Source organism: Mesorhizobium terrae, assembly GCF_008727715.1.
Lineage (GTDB): Bacteria > Pseudomonadota > Alphaproteobacteria > Rhizobiales > Rhizobiaceae > Mesorhizobium > Mesorhizobium terrae.
The window spans coordinates 1,795,872-1,819,665 of sequence record NZ_CP044218.1 but is presented as its reverse complement, the minus strand read 5'-3'; the positions used below and the strand labels follow the sequence as shown (position 1 = coordinate 1,819,665).

The 23,794-nt window shown below is 64.1% G+C and carries 21 protein-coding genes; 8 read left to right on the top strand and 13 right to left on the bottom strand.

All coding sequences use genetic code 11. From position 1 onward, the window contains the following. The first annotated feature begins 162 nt into the window (after positions 1 to 162). The 3 genes from FZF13_RS09915 to FZF13_RS09905 all read left to right on the top strand — a co-directional run bounded on the left by FZF13_RS09915 (position 163) and on the right by FZF13_RS09905 (position 3,755). The gene (locus FZF13_RS09915; RefSeq protein ID WP_024923324.1) at positions 163 to 2,634 is read left to right on the top strand and encodes an EAL domain-containing protein; all 2,472 of its coding nucleotides are present in this window, start codon (positions 163 to 165) and stop codon (positions 2,632 to 2,634) included. A gap of 98 nt (positions 2,635 to 2,732) precedes the next feature. Further along, positions 2,733 to 3,197 (top strand): nuclear transport factor 2 family protein, encoded by a 465-nt coding sequence (locus tag FZF13_RS09910; RefSeq protein WP_024923325.1) that lies wholly within the window; start codon positions 2,733 to 2,735, stop codon positions 3,195 to 3,197. After that, the gene (locus FZF13_RS09905) at positions 3,198 to 3,755 is read left to right on the top strand and encodes a TetR/AcrR family transcriptional regulator (protein WP_024923326.1); all 558 of its coding nucleotides are present in this window, start codon (positions 3,198 to 3,200) and stop codon (positions 3,753 to 3,755) included. A 19-nt stretch (positions 3,756 to 3,774) separates the two neighbouring features. Here the strand turns inward: FZF13_RS09905 and FZF13_RS09900 are convergent, their stop codons facing one another. The 4 genes from FZF13_RS09900 to cueR form a co-directional block, all read right to left on the bottom strand. Next, positions 3,775 to 4,722 carry an NAD(P)/FAD-dependent oxidoreductase gene (locus tag FZF13_RS09900; RefSeq protein ID WP_024923327.1) on the bottom strand — a complete coding sequence of 316 codons (948 nt, stop codon included), beginning with the start codon at positions 4,720 to 4,722 and terminating at the stop codon, positions 3,775 to 3,777. Then, positions 4,712 to 5,170: an Rrf2 family transcriptional regulator gene (locus tag FZF13_RS09895; RefSeq protein ID WP_024923328.1), complete on the bottom strand. Its 459-nt coding sequence runs from the start codon at positions 5,168 to 5,170 to the stop codon at positions 4,712 to 4,714. The genes FZF13_RS09900 and FZF13_RS09895 overlap by 11 nt, the downstream gene beginning before the upstream one ends. Positions 5,171 to 5,312: 142 nt before the next feature. Next, the gene (locus FZF13_RS09890; protein WP_024923329.1) at positions 5,313 to 5,813 is read right to left on the bottom strand and encodes an MmcB family DNA repair protein; all 501 of its coding nucleotides are present in this window, start codon (positions 5,811 to 5,813) and stop codon (positions 5,313 to 5,315) included. 40 nt (positions 5,814 to 5,853) lie between these two features. Next, a complete protein-coding gene (gene cueR, locus FZF13_RS09885; RefSeq protein WP_024923330.1) occupies positions 5,854 to 6,255 on the bottom strand; it encodes a Cu(I)-responsive transcriptional regulator in 402 nt (133 codons plus the stop codon). Between the two features lie 235 nt (positions 6,256 to 6,490). Here cueR and FZF13_RS09880 point away from each other — a divergent pair, with 235 nt between their 5' ends. Then, positions 6,491 to 7,105: a L,D-transpeptidase gene (locus FZF13_RS09880; protein ID WP_024923331.1), complete on the top strand. Its 615-nt coding sequence runs from the start codon at positions 6,491 to 6,493 to the stop codon at positions 7,103 to 7,105. Between the two features lie 195 nt (positions 7,106 to 7,300). Here FZF13_RS09880 and FZF13_RS09875 read toward each other — a convergent pair whose 3' ends face one another. From FZF13_RS09875 to FZF13_RS09860, 4 genes are all read right to left on the bottom strand, one after another. Further along, complete coding sequence (locus FZF13_RS09875) at positions 7,301 to 7,876, bottom strand: NifU family protein (protein WP_024923332.1); 576 nt, start codon at positions 7,874 to 7,876, stop codon at positions 7,301 to 7,303. Positions 7,877 to 7,986: 110 nt separating this feature from the next. Continuing rightward, the gene (locus FZF13_RS09870; RefSeq protein ID WP_024923333.1) at positions 7,987 to 8,478 is read right to left on the bottom strand and encodes a universal stress protein; all 492 of its coding nucleotides are present in this window, start codon (positions 8,476 to 8,478) and stop codon (positions 7,987 to 7,989) included. A gap of 179 nt (positions 8,479 to 8,657) precedes the next feature. Beyond that, positions 8,658 to 9,731: a tryptophan--tRNA ligase gene (gene trpS, locus FZF13_RS09865; RefSeq protein ID WP_024923334.1), complete on the bottom strand. Its 1,074-nt coding sequence runs from the start codon at positions 9,729 to 9,731 to the stop codon at positions 8,658 to 8,660. 155 nt (positions 9,732 to 9,886) lie between these two features. After that, positions 9,887 to 11,086, bottom strand: a complete 1,200-nt coding sequence (locus tag FZF13_RS09860; RefSeq protein ID WP_024923335.1) for an acyltransferase family protein — start codon at positions 11,084 to 11,086, stop codon at positions 9,887 to 9,889. A 218-nt stretch (positions 11,087 to 11,304) separates the two neighbouring features. Here FZF13_RS09860 and FZF13_RS09855 point away from each other — a divergent pair, with 218 nt between their 5' ends. From FZF13_RS09855 to FZF13_RS09845, 3 genes are all read left to right on the top strand, one after another. Continuing rightward, positions 11,305 to 11,997 carry an RNA polymerase sigma factor gene (locus FZF13_RS09855; protein ID WP_024923336.1) on the top strand — a complete coding sequence of 231 codons (693 nt, stop codon included), beginning with the start codon at positions 11,305 to 11,307 and terminating at the stop codon, positions 11,995 to 11,997. 104 nt (positions 11,998 to 12,101) lie between these two features. Next, positions 12,102 to 12,626 carry a DUF4142 domain-containing protein gene (locus tag FZF13_RS09850; RefSeq protein ID WP_024923337.1) on the top strand — a complete coding sequence of 175 codons (525 nt, stop codon included), beginning with the start codon at positions 12,102 to 12,104 and terminating at the stop codon, positions 12,624 to 12,626. Positions 12,627 to 12,634: 8 nt separating this feature from the next. Further along, positions 12,635 to 12,955, top strand: coding sequence for a cupredoxin domain-containing protein (locus FZF13_RS09845; RefSeq protein ID WP_024923338.1), 321 nt, complete (start codon positions 12,635 to 12,637; stop codon positions 12,953 to 12,955). A gap of 66 nt (positions 12,956 to 13,021) precedes the next feature. Here FZF13_RS09845 and murJ read toward each other — a convergent pair whose 3' ends face one another. Next, entirely contained in the window at positions 13,022 to 14,620 is a 1,599-nt protein-coding gene (murJ, locus tag FZF13_RS09840) for a murein biosynthesis integral membrane protein MurJ (protein WP_024923339.1), read from the bottom strand. A gap of 57 nt (positions 14,621 to 14,677) precedes the next feature. After that, on the bottom strand, positions 14,678 to 17,476 hold the full coding sequence (locus tag FZF13_RS09835; protein WP_024923340.1) for a [protein-PII] uridylyltransferase: 2,799 nt from the start codon (positions 17,474 to 17,476) through the stop codon (positions 14,678 to 14,680). A 161-nt stretch (positions 17,477 to 17,637) separates the two neighbouring features. Between FZF13_RS09835 and FZF13_RS09830 the strand changes: the two genes are divergently transcribed. After that, entirely contained in the window at positions 17,638 to 20,157 is a 2,520-nt protein-coding gene (locus FZF13_RS09830) for a heavy metal translocating P-type ATPase (protein ID WP_024923341.1), read from the top strand. A 284-nt stretch (positions 20,158 to 20,441) separates the two neighbouring features. On the opposite strand, the gene nhaA is transcribed toward FZF13_RS09830, so the two are convergent. The 3 genes from nhaA to FZF13_RS09815 form a co-directional block, all read right to left on the bottom strand. Further along, a complete protein-coding gene (gene nhaA, locus FZF13_RS09825; protein ID WP_024923342.1) occupies positions 20,442 to 21,635 on the bottom strand; it encodes a Na+/H+ antiporter NhaA in 1,194 nt (397 codons plus the stop codon). A 119-nt stretch (positions 21,636 to 21,754) separates the two neighbouring features. Further along, complete coding sequence (locus FZF13_RS09820) at positions 21,755 to 22,318, bottom strand: ActR/PrrA/RegA family redox response regulator transcription factor (protein WP_024923343.1); 564 nt, start codon at positions 22,316 to 22,318, stop codon at positions 21,755 to 21,757. Between the two features lie 104 nt (positions 22,319 to 22,422). After that, on the bottom strand, positions 22,423 to 23,751 hold the full coding sequence (locus FZF13_RS09815) for an ActS/PrrB/RegB family redox-sensitive histidine kinase (protein WP_024923344.1): 1,329 nt from the start codon (positions 23,749 to 23,751) through the stop codon (positions 22,423 to 22,425). Positions 23,752 to 23,794: the final 43 nt, after the last annotated feature.

Sequence of the window (23,794 nt, the reverse complement as noted above, 5' to 3'; positions counted from 1 at the left end):
GGTGCTTTCCAACGATCGTCCACCGGCCGTGGGCATGGTTGGAAACAGCCCCCTCTCATGAAGGGAATCTTAAAGCTTACTATTGTAGCACTTGCGAATATTCGCGTGGGCGGACGCGGAGAAGAACTGGCTAAAAGGGAGCGAGTTCGTTTCGCAGGGCATGTGAGGAAGCCAGGCAACATACGATCGAAATTTCAGCTTCTCGGGCTGCTCTGGCCTTTTATTGTCGTTGTACTGATCCAGACCATCATCGCCGGCGTCAGTCTTTACACGCTCTCGGCGGTACGCGCCTATGTGGCCGGCGAGAGTGCCTGGACGAAGGGTCAGAAAGACGCGATCTATTACCTGACGCTCTACGCCAACACTGCCGAACCGCATTATTTCGAACGTTTCCGCCACGCCATCGCCATCCCGCTCGCCGACCGCGAAGCGCGACGGCTGATGGAGCAGCCGGTTCTCGACTATGACGGCGCCGCGCGGGCGCTGCAGCTTGGCGGCAACAATCCCGACGATGTCGACGGCCTGATCTGGCTGTTCCGCAATTTCCGCAGCGTGCCTTATCTGGCCAATGCGGTGCAGCGCTGGACGGATGCCGATCCCAAGATCCTCGAACTGGCGGCGCTGGGCGAGGCCATGAATGTTGGCTTCACCACCGGCAGCGCCTCACCGGCGAAGCTTGACGTCTGGCGCCGTTCGATCGGCCGCATCAACGACCAGATCGCGCCGTTGGCTCAGGCTTTCTCGCAGTCGCTCGGGCGCGGCTCGCGCGACATCACCGCCCTGCTGCTCGCCCTCAACGTCGTCGTCGCCTTCGGCCTCATCCTGCTCGCCATCCGGCGCACCTCCAACCTGATCGGGCAGCGCCGCGCCGTCCAGGAAGCGTTGAACGCCGAACGCAAGCGCGCGCAGGTGACGCTGGCCTCGATCGGACAGGCCGTGGTGGCGACGGACGCCGATGGCCGGCTCGACTATATGAACGGCGCAGCGGAGCGGCTGCTCGGGCTGCAAAGCGCGGATGCCAAGGGCAAGCCGCTCGACGATCTGTTCCGGCTGGCCAGCGAGGAGACAGGCGAGGAGGATAGCGCCTATCTGGCGCGGCTTCTGGCCGGCGAAGCCTTCGACGGCAATGGCCTGACGCAGCGCCTTGTGCGCCAGGACCAGTCGCGCATCGCCGTCTCCCTGGTCGCCGCGCCGCTTTATGTCGACCAGCGGGTTGCCGGCGCGGTGCTGGTTTTCCACGACCGCACGACCGAGCAGGAATTCCTGGCGCAGCTGTCCTGGCACGCCACGCACGACACGCTGACCTCGCTCGCCAACCGGCGCGAGTTCGAGTCCCGGCTTGGCGCTTCGCTGGCGGGGCTCGCCAAGCGTCCGGCGACGCATGCGCTGATGTATCTCGACCTCGATCAGTTCAAGATCGTCAACGACACCTGCGGCCACGCTGCTGGCGACGAATTACTGCGCAAGGTTTCGACGGCGCTGCGCCAGCAATTGCGGCCGGGCGACGTGCTGGCCCGGCTGGGCGGCGACGAGTTCGGCATCCTGATGGAGAACTGCCCGGCGGAGCTTGCCGCGACCACGGCGGAAACCTTGCGCAAGGCGGTGGAGGAGCTGCATTTCGTGTGGAACGGCCGCGCCTTCAACATCAGCGTCAGCATTGGCGTTGTCGGGCTCACCGACGCCTCGATGACGATTGAGGAGACGCTGCGCAGCGTCGACGTCGCTTGCTACATGGCCAAGGAGAATGGCCGCAACCGCATCCAGCTGCAGCAGGTGGGCGATATCGAACTGGAGCAGCGCATGGGCGAGATGGCCTGGGTGCAGCGGCTGCGCGAGGCGCTGGAGCAGAACCGCTTCTGCATTCATGCGCAGGAGATCGTGCCATTGCAGGATGACACGCCGGCTGGCGCGCATGTCGAGCTCTTGGTGCGGCTAACCGACGCCGACGGCAACATGATCGCGCCCGGCGCCTTCATTCCGGCCGCCGAGCGTTATGGCCTGATGCCGCTGGTCGACCGCTGGATGGTGCGTTCCGCCTTCGAGATGCTGGCGCTGCGGGACCGGGCCGGCACCGACGGCGCGATCGCCACCTGCGCCATCAACCTGTCGGGCGCTTCCTTCGGCGACGACAGTTTTGTCGACTATGTGCTGGAGCAGTTCGAGCGCACCGACATTGCCCCCTCGCTGATCTGTTTCGAGGTTACGGAGACCAGCGCGATTGCCGACCTCGACCGCGCAACGCATTTCATGACGGCTCTGCGGGCGCATGGCTGCCGCTTCTCGCTGGACGATTTCGGCGCCGGCATGTCGTCGTTCAACTATCTGAAGACGCTGCCGGTCGACTATCTGAAGATCGACGGCGGTTTCGTGAAGGACATGCTGGCCGACCGCATCGATCGCGCCATGGTCGAGATGATCCAGCATATCGGCGAGGTGACCGGCAAGCGCACCATCGCCGAGTTCGTCGAGAGCCGCGAGATTGCAGTGGCGCTGCGCACCATCGGCGTCGACTATGCGCAGGGTTTCGGCATCGCGCGCCCCCGCCCCTTCGATGTTCATTTCCGCGCGACCGCCAGTCTCGACTTTGGCGTCGAAATCCCGGCTGCGACGCGGTCGCGGCGCGCGGCCGGATAAAGCGCCAGACAGGATGCGCGCAAGGCCGAAGGCGGGCGTCTTGACTCGATTGTACCGATCAGTACAATTTCTCCATCCCGATGCCGATGGAGATCAAAATGGCTCGTTCGCCACTGCCGCCCTTTACCGCCGAGACCGCCGCGCAGAAGGCGCGAATGGCCGAGGATGCCTGGAACAGCCGCGATCCCGAGAAGGTGTCGCTCGCCTATACCGAGGACAGCGTCTGGCGAAACCGCTCCGAGTTCATCCAGGGCCGTGGCGAGATCGCCGGCTTCCTCGCCCGCAAATGGGCCAGGGAACTGGACTATCGCCTGATCAAGGAAGTGTGGACCTGGAGTGGGAACCGCATCGCCGTGCGGTTCGCCTATGAATGGCGCGACGACAGCGGCCATTGGTTCCGCTCCTACGGCAACGAGAACTGGGAATTCGACGAGGCCGGGCTGATGCGCCGGCGTGTCGCCTCGATCAACGACATGCCGATCGCCGAGGCCGAGCGCAAGTTCCATTGGCCGCTCGGTCGCCGGCCGGACGACCATCCCGGTCTGTCCGACCTCGGTCTCTAGATGCGCAGGATCGCGCCCGGTCGCAACGATCTTGTCGTGGCGATCGCCGAGGTGTTTCGCGCACATGGTTATGCCGGCGCCAGCCTGTCGCTGATTACCGAGGCGACAGGCTTGGGCAAGGGCAGCCTCTACAACTTCTTTCCGGGCGGCAAGGATGAGATGGCGACAGCCGTTCTCGCCCATATCGACCGCTGGTTCGAAAACAATGTCTTTACGCCGCTGCGCGAAGCCGAACGGCCGCAGGAAGGCATCGATCGCATGCTTTCCGCGACGGATGCCTATTTCCACTCCGGCCGCCGCATCTGTCTGGTCGGCGCCTTCGCGCTGGATGATGCGCGTGATCGTTTCGCTACCGAAATAAAGTCTTATTTTGCCCGCTGGGTGGCGGATCTCGCCGGCGCGCTGCGCCGCGCCGAGCATGCGGAGGCGATGCTGCTGGCAGAAGAGGCCGTCGCGGCGATCCAGGGCGCGTTGACCCTGGCGCGCGCTTTCGACGATCCGGCGGTGTTTTCGCGCTCAATGATGCAGATCCGCCGGCGGCTCGGCGTCGCCGGCTAGGGAGGTGTCGCCTTCGGGCTCACGCCGCGTCGAGACCCTCGAAGATCAGGCTGCGATGCAGCGCGGCACCGGCGGTAACACCGTCGGCCGAGGCCCAGGTGGCGTTGTGCGTGGTGCGCGCGGCATCGCCCGCGGCAAAGACGCCGGCGATGCTCGTCGCCTTCATGGCATTCGTCGCGATGATGCGGCCGAAAGGACCATCCTCGAAAGCGCAGCCCAGCCGCTCGGCCAGCGGGCTCGCCATCGCCATGCGCGGTGTCAGATAGAGCGCGGTCAGGGCAAGGCGCCGGCCGTCCGCAAGCATCACCGCGTCGAGCGCCTGCCCTTCGCCTTCAAGGGCCTGCACGGGTGCCTGCTCCACGGTGACGCCGCGCCAGGCAAGCTTCGCCAGCATGCCTTCATGCGGCATCGGCTGGCCGTTGAGCAGCAGCGTGGTGGGGCCCCATTCGGAAATCATCAGCGCCTTTTCCACGCAATGCGGCGAGGTTGCCAACACGCCGAGCGGCGCGCCGCCGAATTCGTAGCCGTGACAATAGGGGCAATGCAGCACACTGACGCCCCAGCGCTCGGCCAGCCCTGGCATATCGGGCAGTGTGTCGGCCACGCCGGTCGCCAGCACCAGCTTGGAAGCCTTGAGCGTCGAGCCCGAGGCCAGTTCCACGGTGAAGGCGCCGTCCTGGCCGCTAGCATCGACCGTCTCGTCGGCGACCAGGCGGACATTGGGATAGGCGGCGAGTTTTTCGCGGGCGGCGGCGATCATCGCGGCTGGCGCGACCCCATCCTGGCCGAAGAAGCCGTGCGAGGCCGCGGCAAACCGGTTGCGCGGCCTGCCGGCGTCGATGACGGCGACCGCGCGGCGCCCGCGGGCAATCTGCATGGCGGCCGAAAGGCCGGCATAGGAGCCGCCGATAACGACGGCGTCGAGCTGTTTCGGGGCGAGGAGTGGCCTTGGGGCTTCAAGCTGCATGGGGATTGGCCTTTCTGGTCTTGTTCCGTTTCCAGCGTTCGTGGAAATCGGCGGCAAGGTCGGCCAGCGTCACTTCGCCGAGCCGCGTTATCAGCAGCGCCTGCGCCGCATCGAAGGCGTCGTCGAGCGCGGCGTTGACCGCCTGTTCCACCAGACAGTCGGGCGTCTCCATGCGGTTGCCGAGCGCAAACACCATCGGCTCGCCAAGTGCTGAATAGACGTCGCGCAGCGACACCGTGGCGAGGTCGCGGCTGATCGTCCAGCCGCCGCCATGACCACGCTCGGAGCGCACGATGCCCATGTCGCGCAGGCCGGCCATGATGCGCCGGATCACGACGGGGTTGGTGCTCAATGTCCTGGAAAGCTCTTCCGATGTCATCGGACGGGCTTCCTCGGCCATGTGCAAAAGGACGTGCAGGACGCCTGAAAGTCGACTGTCTCTTTTCATGCAACTTTATATGTTACGAAAGAGGCCGGACGTCAAGAGTTGGCCGATTGGGCCAGCTGCGGCTTCAGGAAACGTTGGAGATGATCGCCGGGACCGGAATGCCGCGTCGATCCACATGCCCTTGCGGGAGCGGGTCTCGCCGCTACTCGCTTTCGCCGTCCAGCGCCGGAACCGACACGCCGGCAAGTTCGGCGGCGAGCAAGCGCGCCGCGCCGGCGCGTGCGATTCTCAGCATCAGCGCCTTGCGGGTTGCGGCTGCCATGCGGTGCTCCGGCGCGTCGCGCAGCATCTCGGCGCCATAGCCGTCGGAGAGGATGAAGCCGCATTCCTCCGGAAAGATGTCGGCCGGCACGCCGGGATGGGTGGCAAAGAAAAAGCGGTCGCAATGCAGCCGGTAGTCCGGCCATTTGCGGTCGACGCGAAAGTCTTCGATCGAGGATTTGATCTCGATGATCCAGATGTCGCCCTGGCGGGTGAGCGCGACGAGATCGGCCCGCCGCCCGGTGGCCAGCGACAATTCCGGCAGCACATGCGCACCCATTTCCGACAACAGCCTTTGCACGCCGCGCCGCACCAGCATGGCGCGCTCCGACTGGCGACCGTCGATCAGGGGATTTTGCGATACCGGCGAGATGATGGGCATAACCCATCATGCCCGATTCTGTTCACGGTTTGAACCCTGCTCAGCCCACCGTCTCGGCTTCGCCTGCCATCTCTTCGAGGATCGGGCAGTTCGGGCGCTCGTCGCCATGGCAGGCGTGGATGAGCTTGTTCAGCGTCATGCGCATGGATTGCAGCTCGCGCACCTTTTCCTCGATCGCCGCGACATGGGCGGAGGCGATCGCCCGCACGTCCTGGCTGGCGCGGCCGCGATCCCTGTAGAGCGCCATCAGCTGGCGGCAGTCGTCGATGGAAAAGCCGAGATTGCGCGCCCGTTTCAGGAAGGCGAGGCGATGCACGTCGTCATTGGAATAGTCGCGATAGCTGTTGCCGGAGCGTTCAGGCGAAATCAGCCCGATCTCTTCATAATAGCGAATGGTCTTGGCCGGCAGGCCGGAACGGCGGGCGGCGTCGCCGATATTCATGGTCTTGCCCTCGTGCGGTCCGTCCCGAAGGGTTTTTCGGACTGCTTTTCTTGATTTTACTCAACAATCTCGCGGCATATGTTGCCGAAATGCCATAGCCGGCGCCTTACCGGCAAGCACTTGCTTTCATATAAGCATCGGCTGCTTGGCAAGCAAAAGAAATGCCAGCATGAATGCGTTAACGATTTGGTCGAATCGCACCGAAAAACACGGGACCGGGGGCTGGGAACGGTTCATGCGCTTGAAGTCTGCCATTATTGTCGCGGCACTTGCCGCCTCGCTCGCCGGTTGTAGCACCATCGGCCAGATGCGGCTGTTCACCAATGATTATGGCGGGGTCAGCGACGCTGGCTATCAGCTGCCGCGCATCCCGATCGAAAAGGTGCCGCGCCAGTTCCATCGCCAGATCGTCAGCTACGACACCAAGGAAAAGCCGGGCACGATCATCGTCGATACCGGCAACAAGTTCCTCTATTTCGTGCTGCCGGAAGGCGAGGCCGTGCGTTACGGCATCGGTGTTGGCCGCGAGGGCTTCGAATGGAGCGGTTCCGCCCATGTCGCGCTGAAGCGTGAATGGCCGACCTGGACGCCGCCGTCGCAGATGATCAAGCGCCAGCCGGAACTCGCGCAATACCGCAACGGCATGGACCCGGGCCTGAAGAACCCGCTCGGCGCCCGCGCTCTCTATCTGTTCAACAAGGGTGGCGATTCCGGCTACCGGCTGCACGGCACGCCGGAATGGTGGTCGATCGGCAAGGCGATGTCGTCGGGCTGCATCCGGCTGATGAACCAGGACATCATCGACCTCTACAGCCGCGCCGAAGTGGGCGCCAAGGTGATCGTGATGTGATTTGGCTCCTGTCCGAAGCCGGACAGGACCTCAAATGCGTTTCGTATGCGGACCGTCTAGGCAACACGGACGTCCCAAACAGAAAACCGGGCCTTGTCGCCCGGTTTTTTGTTTTCTAGCGAAGATCGCATCCCGCCCCAAAGAAAAACCCCGAGATGTTATCTCGGGGTTTTTGAACCAAAAGGATACGGGTGCTTAAGCGATCTGCTCGACATGCTCCACTTCCGGCACGAAGTGGCGCAGCAGGTTCTGGATGCCGTGCTTCAGCGTGGCGGTGGACGACGGGCAGCCGGCGCAGGCGCCCTTCATGTGCAGGAAGACGGTGCCCTTCTCGTAGCCACGGAAGGTGATGTCGCCGCCGTCCTGCGCCACGGCCGGGCGCACGCGCGTATCGAGCAATTCCTTGATGGTGACGACGATTTCCTCGTCGGCCTGGTCATAGAATTCCTTGCCGTCGTCGTGATGGGCACCGGCCCCCTTGCCTTCGGCCGCCATGACCGGCTGGCCGGACATGAAATGTTCCATGATGGCGCCGAGGATCGCCGGCTTCAGGTGCTGCCAGTCGGGGCCGTCCTTGGTGATGGTGATGAAGTCGTAGCCGAAGAACACGCCATTGACGCCGGGAATGTCGAACAGCCGGCCGGCCAGCGGCGAAGCCTCGCGCGCGGCGTCGGCGTCACGGAAATCGGCGGTGCCGTCCCTGAGCACTTCCTTGCCGGGCAGGAACTTCAGCGTCGCCGGATTGGGGGTCGACTCGGTCTGGATGAACATGGCCGTCTCCGTGCCCTTGGCGGGCATTAGTTTGGAATAATTCTAAATAGGCCCAATTCGCCGGCCGTTCAAGCAAAAGCGGCGGGACCGTTCCTAGAGATATAGGAAGCTCAGGCCAGGCTTTCGATGTCCTCGTCCGACAAGTTCTGCGGAACGACGGTGACGGGGATCGGAAAGGCGGCGCCCTTGCCGGCGATCGAGGCAACCAGCGGGCCTGGACCTTCCTTGCCGGCGCCGGCGGCCAGCACCAGGATGGCGATGTCCTGGTCTTCCTCGATCAGCTTGTGGATCTCGTCGGCGCGCTTGCCTTCGCGGATCACCAGCTCGGGTTCGATGCCGACCTTCTGGCGCACCTTGCCGGCCTGGACGTCGAGCGCCGAGCGCGCGGTAGCGTTGGCCTCCTCGCGCATGATCTTTTCAACGCCCAGCCAATGCTGAAAGTCGTCCGGCTCGATGACATAGAGCATTACCACCACGCCGCCCGTGCTTTGCGCGCGCTTCGAGGCATAGGCCACGGCACGCTCGCATTCGGGCGTGTCGTCGATGATCGCCAGGAACTTGCGGCGGTGGCCGGCTTCCCGGCTCAGGCGTTTGGAGACCATATGGATCCTGTTCGGTGGTTTCGGCCGCAATCTGCCATTCGGGTGGGGTGCCTTGCAAGCGCCCCCCGCCATCCGGCCAGGGTCGAAACTCCACAGGGCTGGCAGCCTGCTGATACGGCTTGTGCCAAAAAGGAAAAGCGGCCGCGAACGGCCGCCTCTGGGTTGGAATGACGACCGGCTCAGCCCTGCAGCAGGCCGATAATGTCGCGCACGGTCTTCATATTGGCCTCGGCCAGCACGCCGGCGCGCTCGCCGCCATTGCGCAGCACACCGTCAATATGGCCGGGATCGGCCATCAGGCGGCGCATTTCGCCGGCAATGGGCGCCATCTTCTCGACGGCGAGGTCGGCCAATGCCGGCTTGAACACCGAGAATTGCTGGCCGCCATATTCCTTCAGCACGGCTTCCTTGCTGGTGTCGGCGAGGCCGGCATAGATGCCGACGAGGTTTTCCGCTTCCGGCCGGCTGGCCAGGCCGGCGATCTCGGAGGGCAAAGCCTCCGGGTCGGTCTTCGCCTTCTTGATCTTCTTCGAGATCGTGTCGGCGTCGTCGGTCAGGTTGATGCGCGACAGGTCCGACGGATCGGATTTCGACATCTTCTTGGAGCCGTCGCGCAGGCTCATGATGCGCGCCGCCGGCCCGCCGATGACCGGTTCGGTCAACGGGAAGAAGCCGTTCACCGTCTCGTCGCCCATCTGGATTTCCACGCCGACGCCGAGTTCGGCGATGCGGTGGGAGAAGTCGTTGTTGAACTTCTGGGCGATGTCGCGGGTCAGTTCCAGATGCTGCTTCTGGTCGTCGCCCACCGGCACATGGGTGGCGCGGTAGACCAGGATGTCGGCCGCCATCAGGCTCGGATAGGCGAGCAGGCCGAGCGATGCATTCTCGCGGTCCTTGCCGGCCTTGTCCTTGAACTGCGTCATGCGGTTCATCCAGCCGATGCGCGCCACGCAGTTGAATATCCAGGCAAGCTCGGCGTGCTGCATCACCCGGCTCTGGTTGAAGACGATGTGTTTGTCGGGGTCGATGCCGGCGGCGAGGAAGGCGGCGGTGATCTGCCGGGTCTGGTCCTTGAGGTCTTCATGGACGAGCTGGGCGGTCAGCGAATGCAGGTCGACGACGCAATAGATGCAATCCATCGTTTCCTGCAGGGCGACGAATTTCCTGATCGCGCCGAGATAGTTGCCGAGGTGGAGATTGCCGGTCGGCTGGACGCCGGAAAAGATGAGCGGCTTGAAGGCGGAGGCGGTCATGTTGGTTTCCTTGGCTTGTGGAGGGCCGTTTCGCGCGCGGCGAAATTTCGGACGGCGCGTTATGGACGACGCCGGGGCGTCGATCAAGCCTCGCCGTGAAGGGCGGGGCCGAAACAACGGTTGCCGGGCGGTAAGAAGGTCGTGAACTGGACTGGTTAGCCGCCGGCGGCCGCCATGCTCTGGTCGGGGGCGCGAACCTTGCGACGATCGGGCAGGCCGACCAGCATGCGGAAGGGCGAAGGCAGAAGGTCGGCGATCACTGCGGTAAGCAGCGACCAGAAGGTGGTGATTGCCACCACCAGCGCAAGCTTACTCCACAGCGAGAGATCGAGCGGCAGAACATAATACAGCGCCATGATGACGAAGGTCTGGTGGACGATGTAGAGCGGGAAGATCTTGGCGTTCAGCCAACTCAGGACGGGGCTCTTGCGGTTGGCGTGCAGCGCCGCGAATCCGACTGCGGCCAGGATCACCGTCCAGGCCAGCGAGAAGGTCAGCGTCTTGTAGAGCGCCATCGACATGCCGCCGGTTTCGCCGCCGATGCTGGCCGCCTTGGTCACCCAGGAAAACCGGTAAAGCCAGATGGTCAAAGCCGCGGCGATGGCAAGGCTCCACCAACGCCGGGCGATGATGGCGGGCACCACCGCCTGATGATGTTTGGCGACGAGAAAGCCGAGGCCGAACCAGCTTGCCCACACCGCGAACCAGGCGCCGTCATTGTAGAGCACATTGGTTTCGCGCGGGAAGAACGGCAGGAAGATCAGGTGCAGCGCCAGCGGCAGAAGCACGAACAGGTAGATGGCCGGTGAGCGGGCCGTGCGTTCGAACCAGTCGGACAGCCGGCGCGTCGAGGGGAGGGTGAACAGTCGGAAGATCGGCGTGCAGATCACCGTCATCACCAGGAGATAGGCGACGAACCACATATGCGCCCAGGAGAAATTGCCGGTGGGATACTTGCCTTCGGTGAAGTAGCGCAGCACCCAGAACTCCAGCAGCGAGCCTTGGAAGCGGCCGTCGGACAGGCGCTCGTACCAGACCTGCGGCACGATGATCACGCACATGGCGAAGATCAGCGGCAGGAATAGCCTGAGGAAACGGCCCTTCAGGAAGTCGAACGTCGTCTGCGAGCGGAAGGCGAACCAAGTGCCCATGCCGGAGACGAAGAACAGCAGCGCCAGCCGCCAGGCGCGGGGAAACAGCGTGACCAGGGACAGGGTCTGGCTCTTTTCAGGACTGTTGAACAGCCAGTCCAGATCGTAGAGGAAGGCAGCCGACGAATGGTAGAGAATGAGCAGGCCGAAGGCCGAAACGCGCAGGGCGTCAACATAATAGAGGCGATGGCTGGTTGGCTGCATGGCGAAGGCTCCAGCGCAAAGGCCATCTGCCGAAAATGGTTTCGCGCGACTTTATCCTTGCTTCGTTAAGAAAGCAGCAAACCGGAACTCACATCGCGTCCACTGAAGAGTTCAACTCACCCGCCACCGATCAAAAGCCACGGGCATTGCAATTTTTTTCGCACGGCGGGAACCTTATCGTCGTTTCGCCATCTGACTTCCAAATGGAGGAGGTTTCGATGCAGCCGGTCAGATCAGCGTTGATACCTCTCAGCACTGCGAGCGACATCGATCTTGTGCGCGGGGCGCTGGCGCGTGAGGCTGCGGCCTTCCGCGCCATCATGACACGGTACAACCAGCGGCTCTATCGGCTTGCGCGTTCGATCCTGCGCAACGACGCGGAAGCCGAGGACGCCGTTCAGGAAGCCTATCTGCGTGCGTTTGCCAATCTCGCCGGTTTCCGGGGCGACTCCTCCCTGGCAACCTGGCTATCGCGGATCGTCATCAACGAGGCGCTTGGCCGCCTGCGTAAGACCCGGCGCGCCGAAACAGTGTCATTGCCTGTCGAGGATGCCGGGGCGGCCCGGATCATTCCCTTTCCCTTGAATGCAGGTTTAGGCGACCCGGAACGGAACATGGCTCAGCGAGAGATCCTGCGGTTTGTCGAACAGGCCACCGACAGTCTTCCCGAAACGTTTCGGATGGTTTTCGTCGCGCGCGTCATAGAAGGCCTGAGCGTGGAAGAGACGGCCGAATTGCTCGACATAAGGCCCCAAACCGTCAAAACCCGTCTGCACCGCGCTCGCAAGCTGTTGCGCGAGCGGCTCGACGCGCAGATTGGTCCGGTGCTGCTCGAGGCATTTCCCTTCGCCGGCACGCGTTGCGAGCGCATGACCGAAGCGGTGATGAAACGGCTCGGTTTTTCCGGCTGACGATTTTCGCAAGAGATCGCGGGAACGTTTCGCAACGTGGTTCATCCAATGGATGTCGAACCGAAGTGCTCGCTATTGCGAGCACGAAAACAGGAGTTCATCCGATGACCACGAGATTGCATATGGCGTTCGTCGCCGCCTTGATGCTTGGCACGGCTGGAGCTGCTCAGGCAGCGGACAAGCCAACCGACCCGCAGATCGCCCATATCGCGTATACCGCTGGGGCGCTTGACGTGGATATGGCCAAACTGGCCATTTCCAAATCCAAGAACAAGGATGTCGTGGGTTTTGCCAATGACATGGTACGTGATCACGAGGCCGTGAACGTACAGGCGCTCGACCTCGTCAAGAAGCTCAAGGTGACGCCGCAAGACAATGCAACGAGCAAGGCGCTGACCGAAGCGGCTGCTGCCGAGAAGACCAAGCTTGAAAAGCTCGACGGTGACGCTTTCGACAAGGCTTATGTTGCCAACGAAGTCGCCTATCACAAGCAGGTCAACGGCGCGCTGGAGACGCTGCTCATTCCGTCGGCACAAAATGCGGAACTCAAGAGCCTGCTGGAAACCGGGCTCAAGATATTCCAGGGCCATGAAAAACATGCCGAGATGGTTGCGTCCGAGCTGAAATAGGATCGGCCATGTGCGCGCAACGTCGCCTCCTGCCTCCTTTGGTGCTGGCGCTCGGCTTGGGCACATTGTCGGCTCACGCCAAGACGATAACGGTTACGGTCGAAAAGATGGCGTTCTCTCCCGCTGAAATCGGCGCCAGTGTCGGAGACACCGTCCAATGGGTGAACAAGGACGCGTTCGCTCATACCGCGACGGTGACGGGAGAATGGGAAGTGATGCTGCCCGTCGCGAAGTCGGGAAGCATCGTTCTGGAGAAGGCTGGCACCCTCGATTATTTCTGCCGTTTCCACCCGAATATGAAGGGTAGAATTGCCGTCTCTGCTCCGTGATCGGAGAGATTGGAACTGGAGAGCCGAAGCCGGTGGTCCGGCTTCGGCGCCAAGGCCGGTCGCTCGCTATTCCGTATCGACGGGCGCCGGCGAACCCTTGGCGTTGCCGCGCTTGATGTTGCGGCGGATCATGCCGAAATCGGCGCCGCCAATGGCGAAGGCGATCACGAAATAGATCACAGCGCCTGCTGCCGACAGGCCGACCAGAGTCACCGCCTTGGTCGTCAGATGTGCCGCCGACGACAATTGCACCGTGAACCAGTGCTCGCCGAAATAGAGCGCGGCTCCCATCAATGCCGCCGCCAGCACGAGACGCGGAATGCGTTTGAGCAGCGGCACGTCGCGGCCCCAATGGCCGCGCCGGACGAGCACGGCAAGCAGCATGATCGCATTCAGCCAGCCGGCGACGGCCGAAGCCACCGCGATGCCGGGCGCGCCCATGGACGGAAACAAAGTGAGCGCGATGGCGACATTGGCGACCACCGAGATCGCCGCGAAGATCATCGGCGTGCGCGTGTCCTCGCGCGCGAAATAACCTGGTGTGAAGGCCTTGATCAGCACGAAGGCCGGCAGGCCGAGACCGAAGATCGCCAGGATGGCGGCGACCGTCGGCGTCGAATTGTTGGCGGCGAAGGCGCCGCGCTCGTAGAGCAGTCGCACGATCGGTTCCGACATGACCAGCAGCGCCACCGCCGCCGGCAGCGTCATGAACAGCGTGAACTCGACCGAGCGGTTCTGCAGGTTGGCGGCCTCCACCATGTTGCCGGATTTCAGCGCGCGCGACAGTTCCGGCAAAAGCACGATCGCCACCGCCACGCCGACGACGCCGAGCGGCAATTGGTAGATGCGGTCGGCATAGGCGAGCGAGGAGACAGCGCTGTTCTGGCCCGACGCGATCGCCGTGCCGATCAGCTGGTTGATCTGGGTGATGCCGCCGGTGATTGCCGCCGGCAGTGCCAGCCACAGCAGCCGCTTGACGTTGGGTGTCATGTGCGGCCAGCGGAAACCGATCGAGATGCCGGCGTGGCGCACGGCAATCCACACGATGGCAAGCTGCACCAGGCCCGCCGCCAGCACGCCCCAGGCGAGCCCATAGCCGACATAATACGCGTCCTTGCCCTTGTACCAGGCATAGGCGAGCACCGCGATCAGGATGATGTTGAGGAACACCGGCGCGACGGCGGCGGCGAAGTAGCGGCGCAGCGAATTCAGCATGCCGGCCATCATGGCGCCGAGCGACATGCAGATGAGGTAGGGGAACATGACGGTTGCCAGCCGCACCGTCATGTCGAACTTGCCGGGGATGTCGGCGAAGCCGGGTGCCACCAGGTAACGCACGATCAGCGGCATCGCCAGTTCCATGGCGATGGTCAGCACCAGCAGCACTGAGAACAGCACGCCGAACACTTCCTCGGAAAAGCGCTTGGCGCCCTCGACGCCATTGGCCTCGATCTCCTTGGAGAACAGCGGCACGAAGGCAGCGTTGAACGCACCCTCGGCGAACAGCCGGCGGAAGGTGTTGGGCAACTGGAAGGCGGCGTTGAAGGCGTCGGCGATCGGACCGGTACCGAGGGCGGCGGCCATGAACATCTCGCGCGTGAAGCCGAGCGCGCGGCTCATCAGCGTGCCCGAAGCGACGGTGGCGAATTTCTTGACGAGGCTCATGCGGTATTCCTGTGCGGAGCACGGGTGAAGGGGCGATGGGGCATGGGATGCGTGGCGCTATTCCGCCGCGGCCTTGGTCTTGCCGCGGGCGGCCTGCGAGCCGTCCAGCGTTGCGATCAGCCGCTCGCGAATGGTTTTCAGGCGGCTCTGGTTTTCGATCTTCTGGTTGGTCAGGTCGGTGACGTAGAAAGTGTCGATCACCTTCTCGCCGAAGGTGGTGATGTGGGCCGAGGCGATATCGAGCGACAGGTCCGACAACGTGCCGGTGATTTCGGAAAGCAAGCCGGGCCGATCCAGCCCTTCCACCTCGATCACCGAGAAGCGATTGGACAGCGCGTTGCGGATCTCGGCGCGCGGCTGGATGCGGAAGGCCTTGGCGCCGCGCTTCGGCTTGGCGCGCTTCTCGATCATTTCGGGCAGCCAGGAGCGGCCGGACAGAACGTCCTCGATCAGCTTGCCGACGCGCTCGCCGCGCCGGCGCTCGTCCTCGTCGCGGTCGAACTCGCGTGCGATCAGGATCGTGTCCAGCGCGCGGCCGTCCGAGGTGGTGAAGATCTGCGCGTCGACGATGTTGCCGCCCGCTGCCGCGCAAGCGCCGGCAATGACCGAGAGCAGGCGCGGATGGTCCTGCGCCAGCACGGTAATCTCGGTCACCGCCTCGAATTCGTGCGTCTTGACCATGGTGGCGAGCTTTTTGCCGGCGGCATCGGCTTCGCGCACGAATTCGGCGTGGCGCAGCTGATCCTTGAGGTCGACGGCGAGCAGGTAGTTCTCATAATGCAGGCCGACGAGGCGCTTGCGCTCGTCCTGCGGCCAGCCTGCCAGCGCCTCTTCCAGCCGGTCCCGCGCCGCCGCCGTGCGGTCGGCACGCGAGACCTCGGAGAAGCCGCCGGTCAAAAGCAGCTCGGTCTCATAATAGAGCGTGCGCAGAAGCTGGCCCTTCCAGCCGTTCCAGACGCCTGGCCCGACGCCACGAATATCGCAGACGGTGAGGATGAGCAGCATTTTCAGCCGCTCCACCGACTGCACGACATCGGCGAAATCCTCGATCGTCTTGCGGTCGTTCAGGTCGCGCGTCTGCGCGGTCATCGACATGACCAGATGGTTCTCCACCAGCCAGGCGACGGTTTCGGTGTCGATGGCCGAAAGTCCCATATGCGGGCAGATGCGCCGGGCGATCTTGGCGCCGGCCTCGGAATGGTCCTCCGGCCGGCCCTTGGCGATGTCGTGCAAAAGCACGGCGACGTAAAGCGCCTCGCGCTGGTTCTTCAGTTCGCCGATCAGCTTGTGCGACAGCGGGTGGATCTTCTCGCCGCCGCCCTGCTCGATTTCCGACAGCACGTCGATGCAGCGCAGCAGATGCTCGTCCACCGTATAGTGGTGGTACATGTTGAACTGCATCATGGCGACGATCTTGCCGAAATCGGGGATCAGCCGCCCGAGCAGACCCGCCTCGTTCATGCGACGCAGATTGAGCTCGGGCTTGTTGTCCGAAGTCAGTATGTCCATGAACAGCCGGTTGGCCTCGCGGTCGCGGCGCAGATTGCGGTCGACCAGCTTGAGCGAGCGCGTCACCAGCTTCAGCGCATCTGGATGGTATTCCAGTCCGTGGCGGTCGGCGAACCAGAACAGGCGCAGAAGGTTGACCGGATCGCGGTCGAACACCTTGTTGTCGGCGATGTTGATGCGGTCGTTGTCGATGATGAAATCGGCGGTGCCGGCCAGCTTGCGGCGGCGGCGCGAGAAGGTGAGGAACAGCCGGTTGAAACCCGAGACGTGGCTGGCCTGCTCTTCCTCAAGCGCCGCGCAGAAGATACGGGTGAGGTCGCCGACATCCTTGGCGACCAGGAAATAGTGCTTCATGAAACGCTCGACCGCCGACAGGCCGGGATGGCTCTTGTAGCCGAGCCGGTCGGCGATATCGCGCTGGATGTCGAAATGCAGCCGCTCCTCGGCCTTGCCGGTCAGGAAATGCATGTGGCAGCGCACCGCCCACAGGAAATCCTCGGCCTTCTGGAACTGGTTGAACTCGTCGCGCGTGAACACACCCTGCGCGACCAGTTCTTCCACGGTACGCTCACGGTAGAAATATTTGCCGATCCAGAACAAGGTCTGCAGATCGCGCAGGCCGCCCTTGCCGTCCTTGATGTTGGGCTCGACCAGATAGCGGCTTTCACCACCCTTGCGATGCCGTTCGTCGCGCTCGGCAAGCTTGGCCTGTGCATATTCGGCGCCGGTATTGCGCACCACTTCGCGGTCGAAGCGGGTGATCAGCTCGTCGCAAAGCGCTTTTTCGCCCCAGACGAAGCGCGCTTCCAGAACGGCGGTGCGGATCGTCATGTCGGAGCGCGACAGCCGCAGGCATTCCTCGATGTTGCGGGTGGCGTGGCCGACCTTCAGCCCCATGTCCCACAGCATGTAGAGCATGTATTCGACGATCTGCTCGCCCCAGGGCGTCTGCTTGTAGGGCAGGAGGAACAGGAGATCGATGTCGGAGCCCGGCGCCAGCGTGCCGCGGCCATAACCGCCGACGGCGACGATCGCCATGCGCTCGGCCGCGGACGGGTTCTTGGCGCGATAGACATGGGTGACGGCGAAATCGTAGAGCGCGGCGATGATCTCATCCATCAGATGCGACAGCCGCTCGGCGCAGGCGATGCCGCCGCCATCCTGCATCAGCATCTTTTCGGCGATCTTGCGCCCGCTGGCGATGCGCTCCTTAAGGACAAGCAGCACGGCGGCGCGCGTCGACGCGCTGGAGCCGTCGCCATTGGTTTCGGCGGTCAGCGCCGACAATTCCTCGCGCAGCGTCTTGCCGTCGATGATCTCGTCGAGCTTGAGGGGAATCTTCGCCATTCGTCTCAGCTAGCGCCTTTCCGGCGGCGTCTATAGCCTGTTTTGACGGCTATGGGTATGGGGACGGCGCGACCTGGGCAGGCGCAGGAATAAGCGCTTGACCTTCCAGTTGCTGGAAGCCCTATCTGCGGTCAAAAGCTGGAAATACGAGGGATTCTTTGATGACGCAGACACACCACGATCATAGCCACCACGCGCACGCCAAGGATGGTTCCTGCTGTTCCGGCCATGGCGCCAAGCTGGCCGGTGCAGCTGTCGTGCGCGATCCGGTCTGCGGCATGGAGGTCAATCCCGTTGCCGGCAAGTCGACCTTCGAGCATGGCGGCCGCCTCTTCCATTTCTGTTCCGAGGGTTGTCGCGGCAAGTTCGAGGCGCATCCGGAGCTGTTCCTGACCGCCAAGGACCCGGTCTGCGGCATGGATGTGGATCGCGCCAGCGCCAAGCATTTCCTGCGCCACGAGGGCGAGAAATATTACTTCTGTTCGGAAAGCTGCCAGAAGAAATTCGAGGCTGATCCCAAGGCCTATCTGGGCGATCGCCCGGCGCCGGCACCCTTGCCCAAGGGCACGCAATACACCTGCCCGATGCATCCCGAGATCATCCGCGACAAGCCGGGCTCCTGCCCGATCTGCGGCATGGCGCTGGAACCGCTGGTGCCGACCGGCGAGGATGGACCGAACCCGGAGCTGATCGATTTCACCCGGCGGTTCTGGATCAGCGCCGTCCTGTCCGTACCGCTGCTTGTCATCACCATGGGACCGATGATCGGCCTGCCATTCCTGCGCGAATGGCTGGGCGAGCGCGCCGCCGTCTGGGTCGAGCTGGTGCTCGCCACGCCGGTCGTGCTGTGGGCGGCGCTGCCCTTCTTCGAGCGCGGCTGGGCTTCCGTCGTCAACCGCAGCCCCAACATGTGGACGCTGATTTCGCTCGGCGTCGGTGCCGCCTATCTCTTCAGCGTCTTCGCCACGCTGTTCCCCAACGTGTTCCCGCACGAGTTCCGCGGTCATGGTGACGCCGTGCCGGTCTATTTCGAGGCGGCGGCCGTCATCATCGCGCTGGTCTTCCTTGGCCAGGTGCTGGAACTGCGCGCCCGTGAAAAGACCGGCTCAGCGATCCGCGCCTTGCTTGACCTCGCGCCCAAGACCGCGCGATTGATCGGCGACGACGGTTCCGAGAACGACGTGCCGCTCGATCAGGTCAAGGCTGGCGACAAGCTGCGCGTGCGGCCGGGCGAAGCGGTGCCGGTGGACGGCATCGTGCTCGAAGGTCGCTCCTCCATCGACGAATCGATGATCACCGGCGAACCGGTGCCGGTCGAAAAGGTCGAGGGCGATGCGCTCACCGGCGGTACGCTCAACAAGAACGGTACGCTCATCATGTATGCCGAGAAGGTCGGCTCGGAGACGACGCTGGCGCGCATCGTCGACCTGGTCGCCAAGGCGCAGCGCAGCCGTGCTCCGATCCAGAGCCTTGCCGACCGCGTCTCTTTCTATTTCGTGCCGACGGTGGTGCTGATCGCCATCCTCGCCTTCATCGCCTGGGCGGTGTTCGGGCCGCAGCCCAGCCTGGTGTTCGCCACCGTCGCCGCAGTGTCGGTGCTGATCATCGCCTGTCCGTGTGCGCTGGGGCTGGCCACGCCGATGTCGATCATGACCGCCACCGGGCGCGGCGCGCATGCCGGCGTGCTGGTGAAGGACGCGGCGGCGCTCGAACGCTTCGCCGCCGTCAACACGCTGGTGGTCGACAAGACCGGCACGCTGACCGAGGGCAAGCCGAAGCTGACCGACGTGATCGCCACCGGCGGCATCGACGAAAACGAGCTGCTGGCGCTGGCTGCCGCCCTGGAGAAAGGGTCGGAGCATCCGTTGGCCGAAGCCATCGTTGATGGCGCCGAGGAGCGTGGGCTGAAAGTGGTGGATGCCGGCGACTTCGAGGCCGTCACCGGTAAGGGTGTCTCCGGCACGGTGGCCGGTCGCAAGGTGGCGCTCGGCAACCCCGCCATGATGGCTGGGCTCGGCCTTGATGCCGCCGCTCTCGCCGATCGTGCCGGCTCGCTCCAGAACGACGGCAAGACCGCGATGTATGTGGCGGTTGACGGCAAGCTGGCCGGTCTCGTCGCCGTCGCCGATCCGATCAAGGCCACGGCGGCCGAGGCGATCCGCGCTCTCCATGACGAAAACATCACCGTCGTCATGGCCACCGGCGACAATGAACGCACCGCCAAGGCCATTGCCAAGCGGCTCGGCATCGACCAGGTGCGGGCAAACCTTCTGCCGGAGCACAAGAGCGCGCTGATCGAGGAATTGCGCGGCCGTGGCGGCGTCGTCGCCATGGCCGGCGACGGCGTCAACGATGCTCCGGCGCTTGCCGTCGCCGATGTCGGCATCGCCATGGGCACCGGCGCCGACGTGGCGATGGAAAGCGCCGGCATCACGCTGGTGAAGGGCGATCTGACCGGCATCGTCAGGGCGCGGCGGCTGGCCAAGGCGACTTTGTCCAACATCCGCCAGAACCTGTTCTTCGCCTTCCTCTACAATGTCGCTGGCGTGCCGGTGGCGGCGGGCGTGCTCTATCCGGTGTTCGGTGCGCTGCTGTCGCCGATGCTGGCCGCCGCCGCCATGAGCCTTTCCTCGGTGTCGGTCATCGCCAACTCGCTCAGGCTGCGCGGCTTGAAACTTTAGGCTGAGTTGCTTGAAACTCTAGGCTGTGGCGCCGGTACCTCTGGACGAGCGGCGCCGCAGGCCCCACTTAGGGACGGCAAAAAGGAGATTCGCATGAACATGATGAAAAAGGTGATCCTGGCGCTGATGGCCGCCGGCATGCTGGTCGCCGTGCTTCTGGAGACCGCTCCAGCCTGAGGATCATGGCGGCCTGCCCGTGCGGGTGGTCGCCGCACGAACCGATTTCAAAACAAAAGGCCGGCGTTTCCAATAGGACACCCCGGCCTTTTTCATTCGGACCTGGTTTATTCGTCCTCGCCGTGATCGGCGACGCTGGGCGCGGCCATCAGCAGCGCCGCGCCGCCAAGTGCCGCGATCAGCGAGCCGGCCAGGATGCCGACCTTGACCGCATCCTGCAGCTCGGGACTGTTGGCGAAGGCGAGCAGGCCGATGAACAGGCTCATCGTGAAGCCGATGCCGCATAGCAGCGCAATGCCGGTCATGTGCATCCAGCCGGCGCGCATCGGCAGATCGGCGAGGCCGAGCTTGATGGCCAAGGCCGACGCGCCGAGCACCCCCACCAGCTTGCCGAGGACAAGCCCCGCCGCGACGCCGAGCGTCAGCGGTTCGACCAGCGCGGCCGGTGTCAGGCCAGCCAATGAGACGCCGGCATTGGCGAAGCCGAAAATGGGGATGATGATCAGCGGCACGAAGCGGTGCAGCGCGTGTTCCAGCTGGTGCAGCGGCGAATGCTCCAGATCGTGGGCAATGCCGGGTGTCGCCTTGAGCGGGATGGTCAGCGCCAGTGCCACGCCTGCCAGCGTCGCATGCACGCCCGATTTCAGCACCAGGACCCACAGCACGACGCCGAGCACCAGATAGGGTATCAGCGACAGCACGCCCATGCGGTTGAGCACGACAAGGACGACAATGACGGCCAGCGCCGCCGCGAGATAAATGAACGACAGGCCGCTCGTATAGAACAGCGCGATGATGACGACCGCGCCAAGGTCATCGATGATGGCGAGTGCGGTCAGGAATACCTTCAGCGACGCCGGCACGCGGTTGCCGAGTAGCGACAACACGCCGAGCGCGAAGGCGATGTCGGTGGCGGTCGGGATCGCCCAGCCGGGAAGGGCGGCGGCGTTGTCGCGGTTGATGGCGACATAGACCAGAGCCGGCACCGCCATGCCGCCGGCCGCCGCGATGCCCGGCAGCATGCGGCGCGGCCAGGTGGAGAGCTGCCCGTCAAGCACCTCGCGTTTGATCTCCAGCCCGACGAGTAGGAAGAAGACGGCCATCAGCGCATCGTTGATCCAGTGCAGCAGGCTGAGCGGACCGAGATAGGCGTGCAGCGCGGCGAAATAGGTTTCGGCCAGCGGCGAATTGGCGACGATCAACGCAAGCGCGGCAGCCGCGATGAGGATGATGCCGCCGGCGGCTTCGCCATCGAGAAACTCGCGGAAGACCGAAACCGATCGCCGGTTGTCATTCGCCATGTCTGCTCCTGCCATCGTTGCCGTTCAGGGGCGATCATGCCGAACGCGGCCGCGCCCGGCAAGCAAGGCCGGGCAGGCTGCGACCATAAAGTCCGGTTTTCGCGTGTTTTTCCGGCCGATCAGCGCGGCGCGCGCTTGGCCAGGATGCGCTGCAGCGTGCGGCGGTGCATGTTGAGCCGCCGGGCGGTTTCCGAGACGTTGCGCTCGCACATTTCATAGACACGCTGGATGTGTTCCCAGCGCACGCGATCCGCCGACATCGGGTTCTCGGGCGGGGCGGCGCGCTCGCTGCCGCTACGGGTCAGGGCCGCGAAGATGTCGTCGGCATCGGCGGGTTTCGACAGATAGTCGACTGCGCCGAGCTTCACCGCCGTCACCGCCGTGGCGATGTTGCCGTAGCCGGTCAGGATGATGGCGCGCGCGTCGGCCCGCTTTTCCCGGATGGCTGCGACTACGTCGAGCCCGCTGCCGTCGCCGAGCCGCATGTCCACCACCGCATAGGCCGGTGGATGCGCGCGTGCCTTGACGAGGGCTTCCTCGACGCTTTCGGCGGTATCGACCTGGAAACCGCGGCCTTCCATGGCGCGGGCGAGACGGGTGAGAAACGGCTTGTCGTCCTCGACGATCAGCAGGGATATGTCGTCGCCCGTCACCATGCCGCCATGGGCATCTTCAACGCTCATGATCTGTTTTGTCCTTCTTCTTGGCTTTTGGCCCAGATATAGCGATTGCGCCCGAATTGTCCAATTTTGAGCAGGTTTTCGCCACGATTTGTGGCGTTTCTGCGCTATTCCGCCGCATCGAAACCGATCGGAATCATGGTCTCGGCGTTGACGAACACCTCGCGCGGCCAGTCGATGCTGACCAGCGCGCCCTCGCCGGGACCACCCGAGTTGCGGAAATCGATGACCGCGCCCGAGCGTTCGATCAGCGTCTTGGCGATGAACAGGCCGAGACCCAGCCCGCCGCCGCGCTCCGCGCCCTGCCTGGTCGACATATAGGGCTCGCCGATCCGGTCGATGATCTCGGGCGGGAAGCCCGGCCCGTCGTCAGTGATCGACACCGCCACGCGCTGATCGTTCCAGGCCCAGCGCACGGTGATCGAAGAGCGGGCGAAATCGACGGCGTTCTCGACCAGATTGCCGAGCCCGTAGATCACGCCGGGATTGCGCCGGCCGACCGGTTCGGGGCCGATGCATTCGCCGGGGTGCAGCGTGATGGTGATGCCGAAGTCGCGATGCGGGGCAACCACTTCCTCGACCAGCGAGGTCAGCGGCAATTGCGCCAGCTGCGGTTCGCCCTCGGAGGAAAGGCTGGTCAGGCGTTTGAGAATCTCGCGGCAGCGTTCGCTCTGCGTGCGCAGCAGCGAGACGTCCTCACCGTATTTAGGATCCTTGCCCAGCGTCTTCTGCAGCTCGCGCGCGACCAGAGTGATGGTGGCGAGCGGCGTGCCGAGTTCGTGGGCGGCTGCGGCCGCCAGCCCATCCAGCGCCGAAAGGTGCTGTTCGCGCTGCAGCACCAGTTCAGTGGCGGCAAGCGCGTTGGCGAGCTGGCGGGCTTCTTTAGCGACGCGGAAAGCGTAGATGGCGGTGAAGGCGATGGAACACACCACCGCCACCCAGACGCCGGCGACATAGACGAAGGGCATGACCAGCGTGCTGTTTTCATGCCAGGGCAGCGGTTCGTGGATGAAGACCAGCAAGGTTGCCGCCGCCATCACCAGCACGCTGAGCAGGGCGGTGAGCTTGAGCGGCAGCGAGGTGGCGGAGATGACGACCGGGACGGTGAGCAGGAGCGCGAACGGGTTGGTCAGGCCGCCGGTGAGGTAGAGCAGGCCGGTGAGCTGGAACCCGTCGAAGACCAGGATGCCGAACGCGGCGGGCGGTGTCAGCCGGTGCGCCGCCGGGTAGCGGAAGGCCAGGAACAGGTTCATCCAGGCCGAGCAGGCGATCAGCGTGAAGCAATAGCTGACCGGCAGCGGAAAATTCAGCGCATAGGCGACGACCAGCACGGTGATGCTCTGGCCGACGATGGCCAGCCAGCGCAGCCTGATCAGCGTGTTGAGCCGCAGGCGTTCGGTGGGTTGGAAGTCGGGGGAGCGCTGGAAACTGATCATCATGCCTTCTATCGCGCGGGCGGGGACGGCGCCAGTTCGGAGC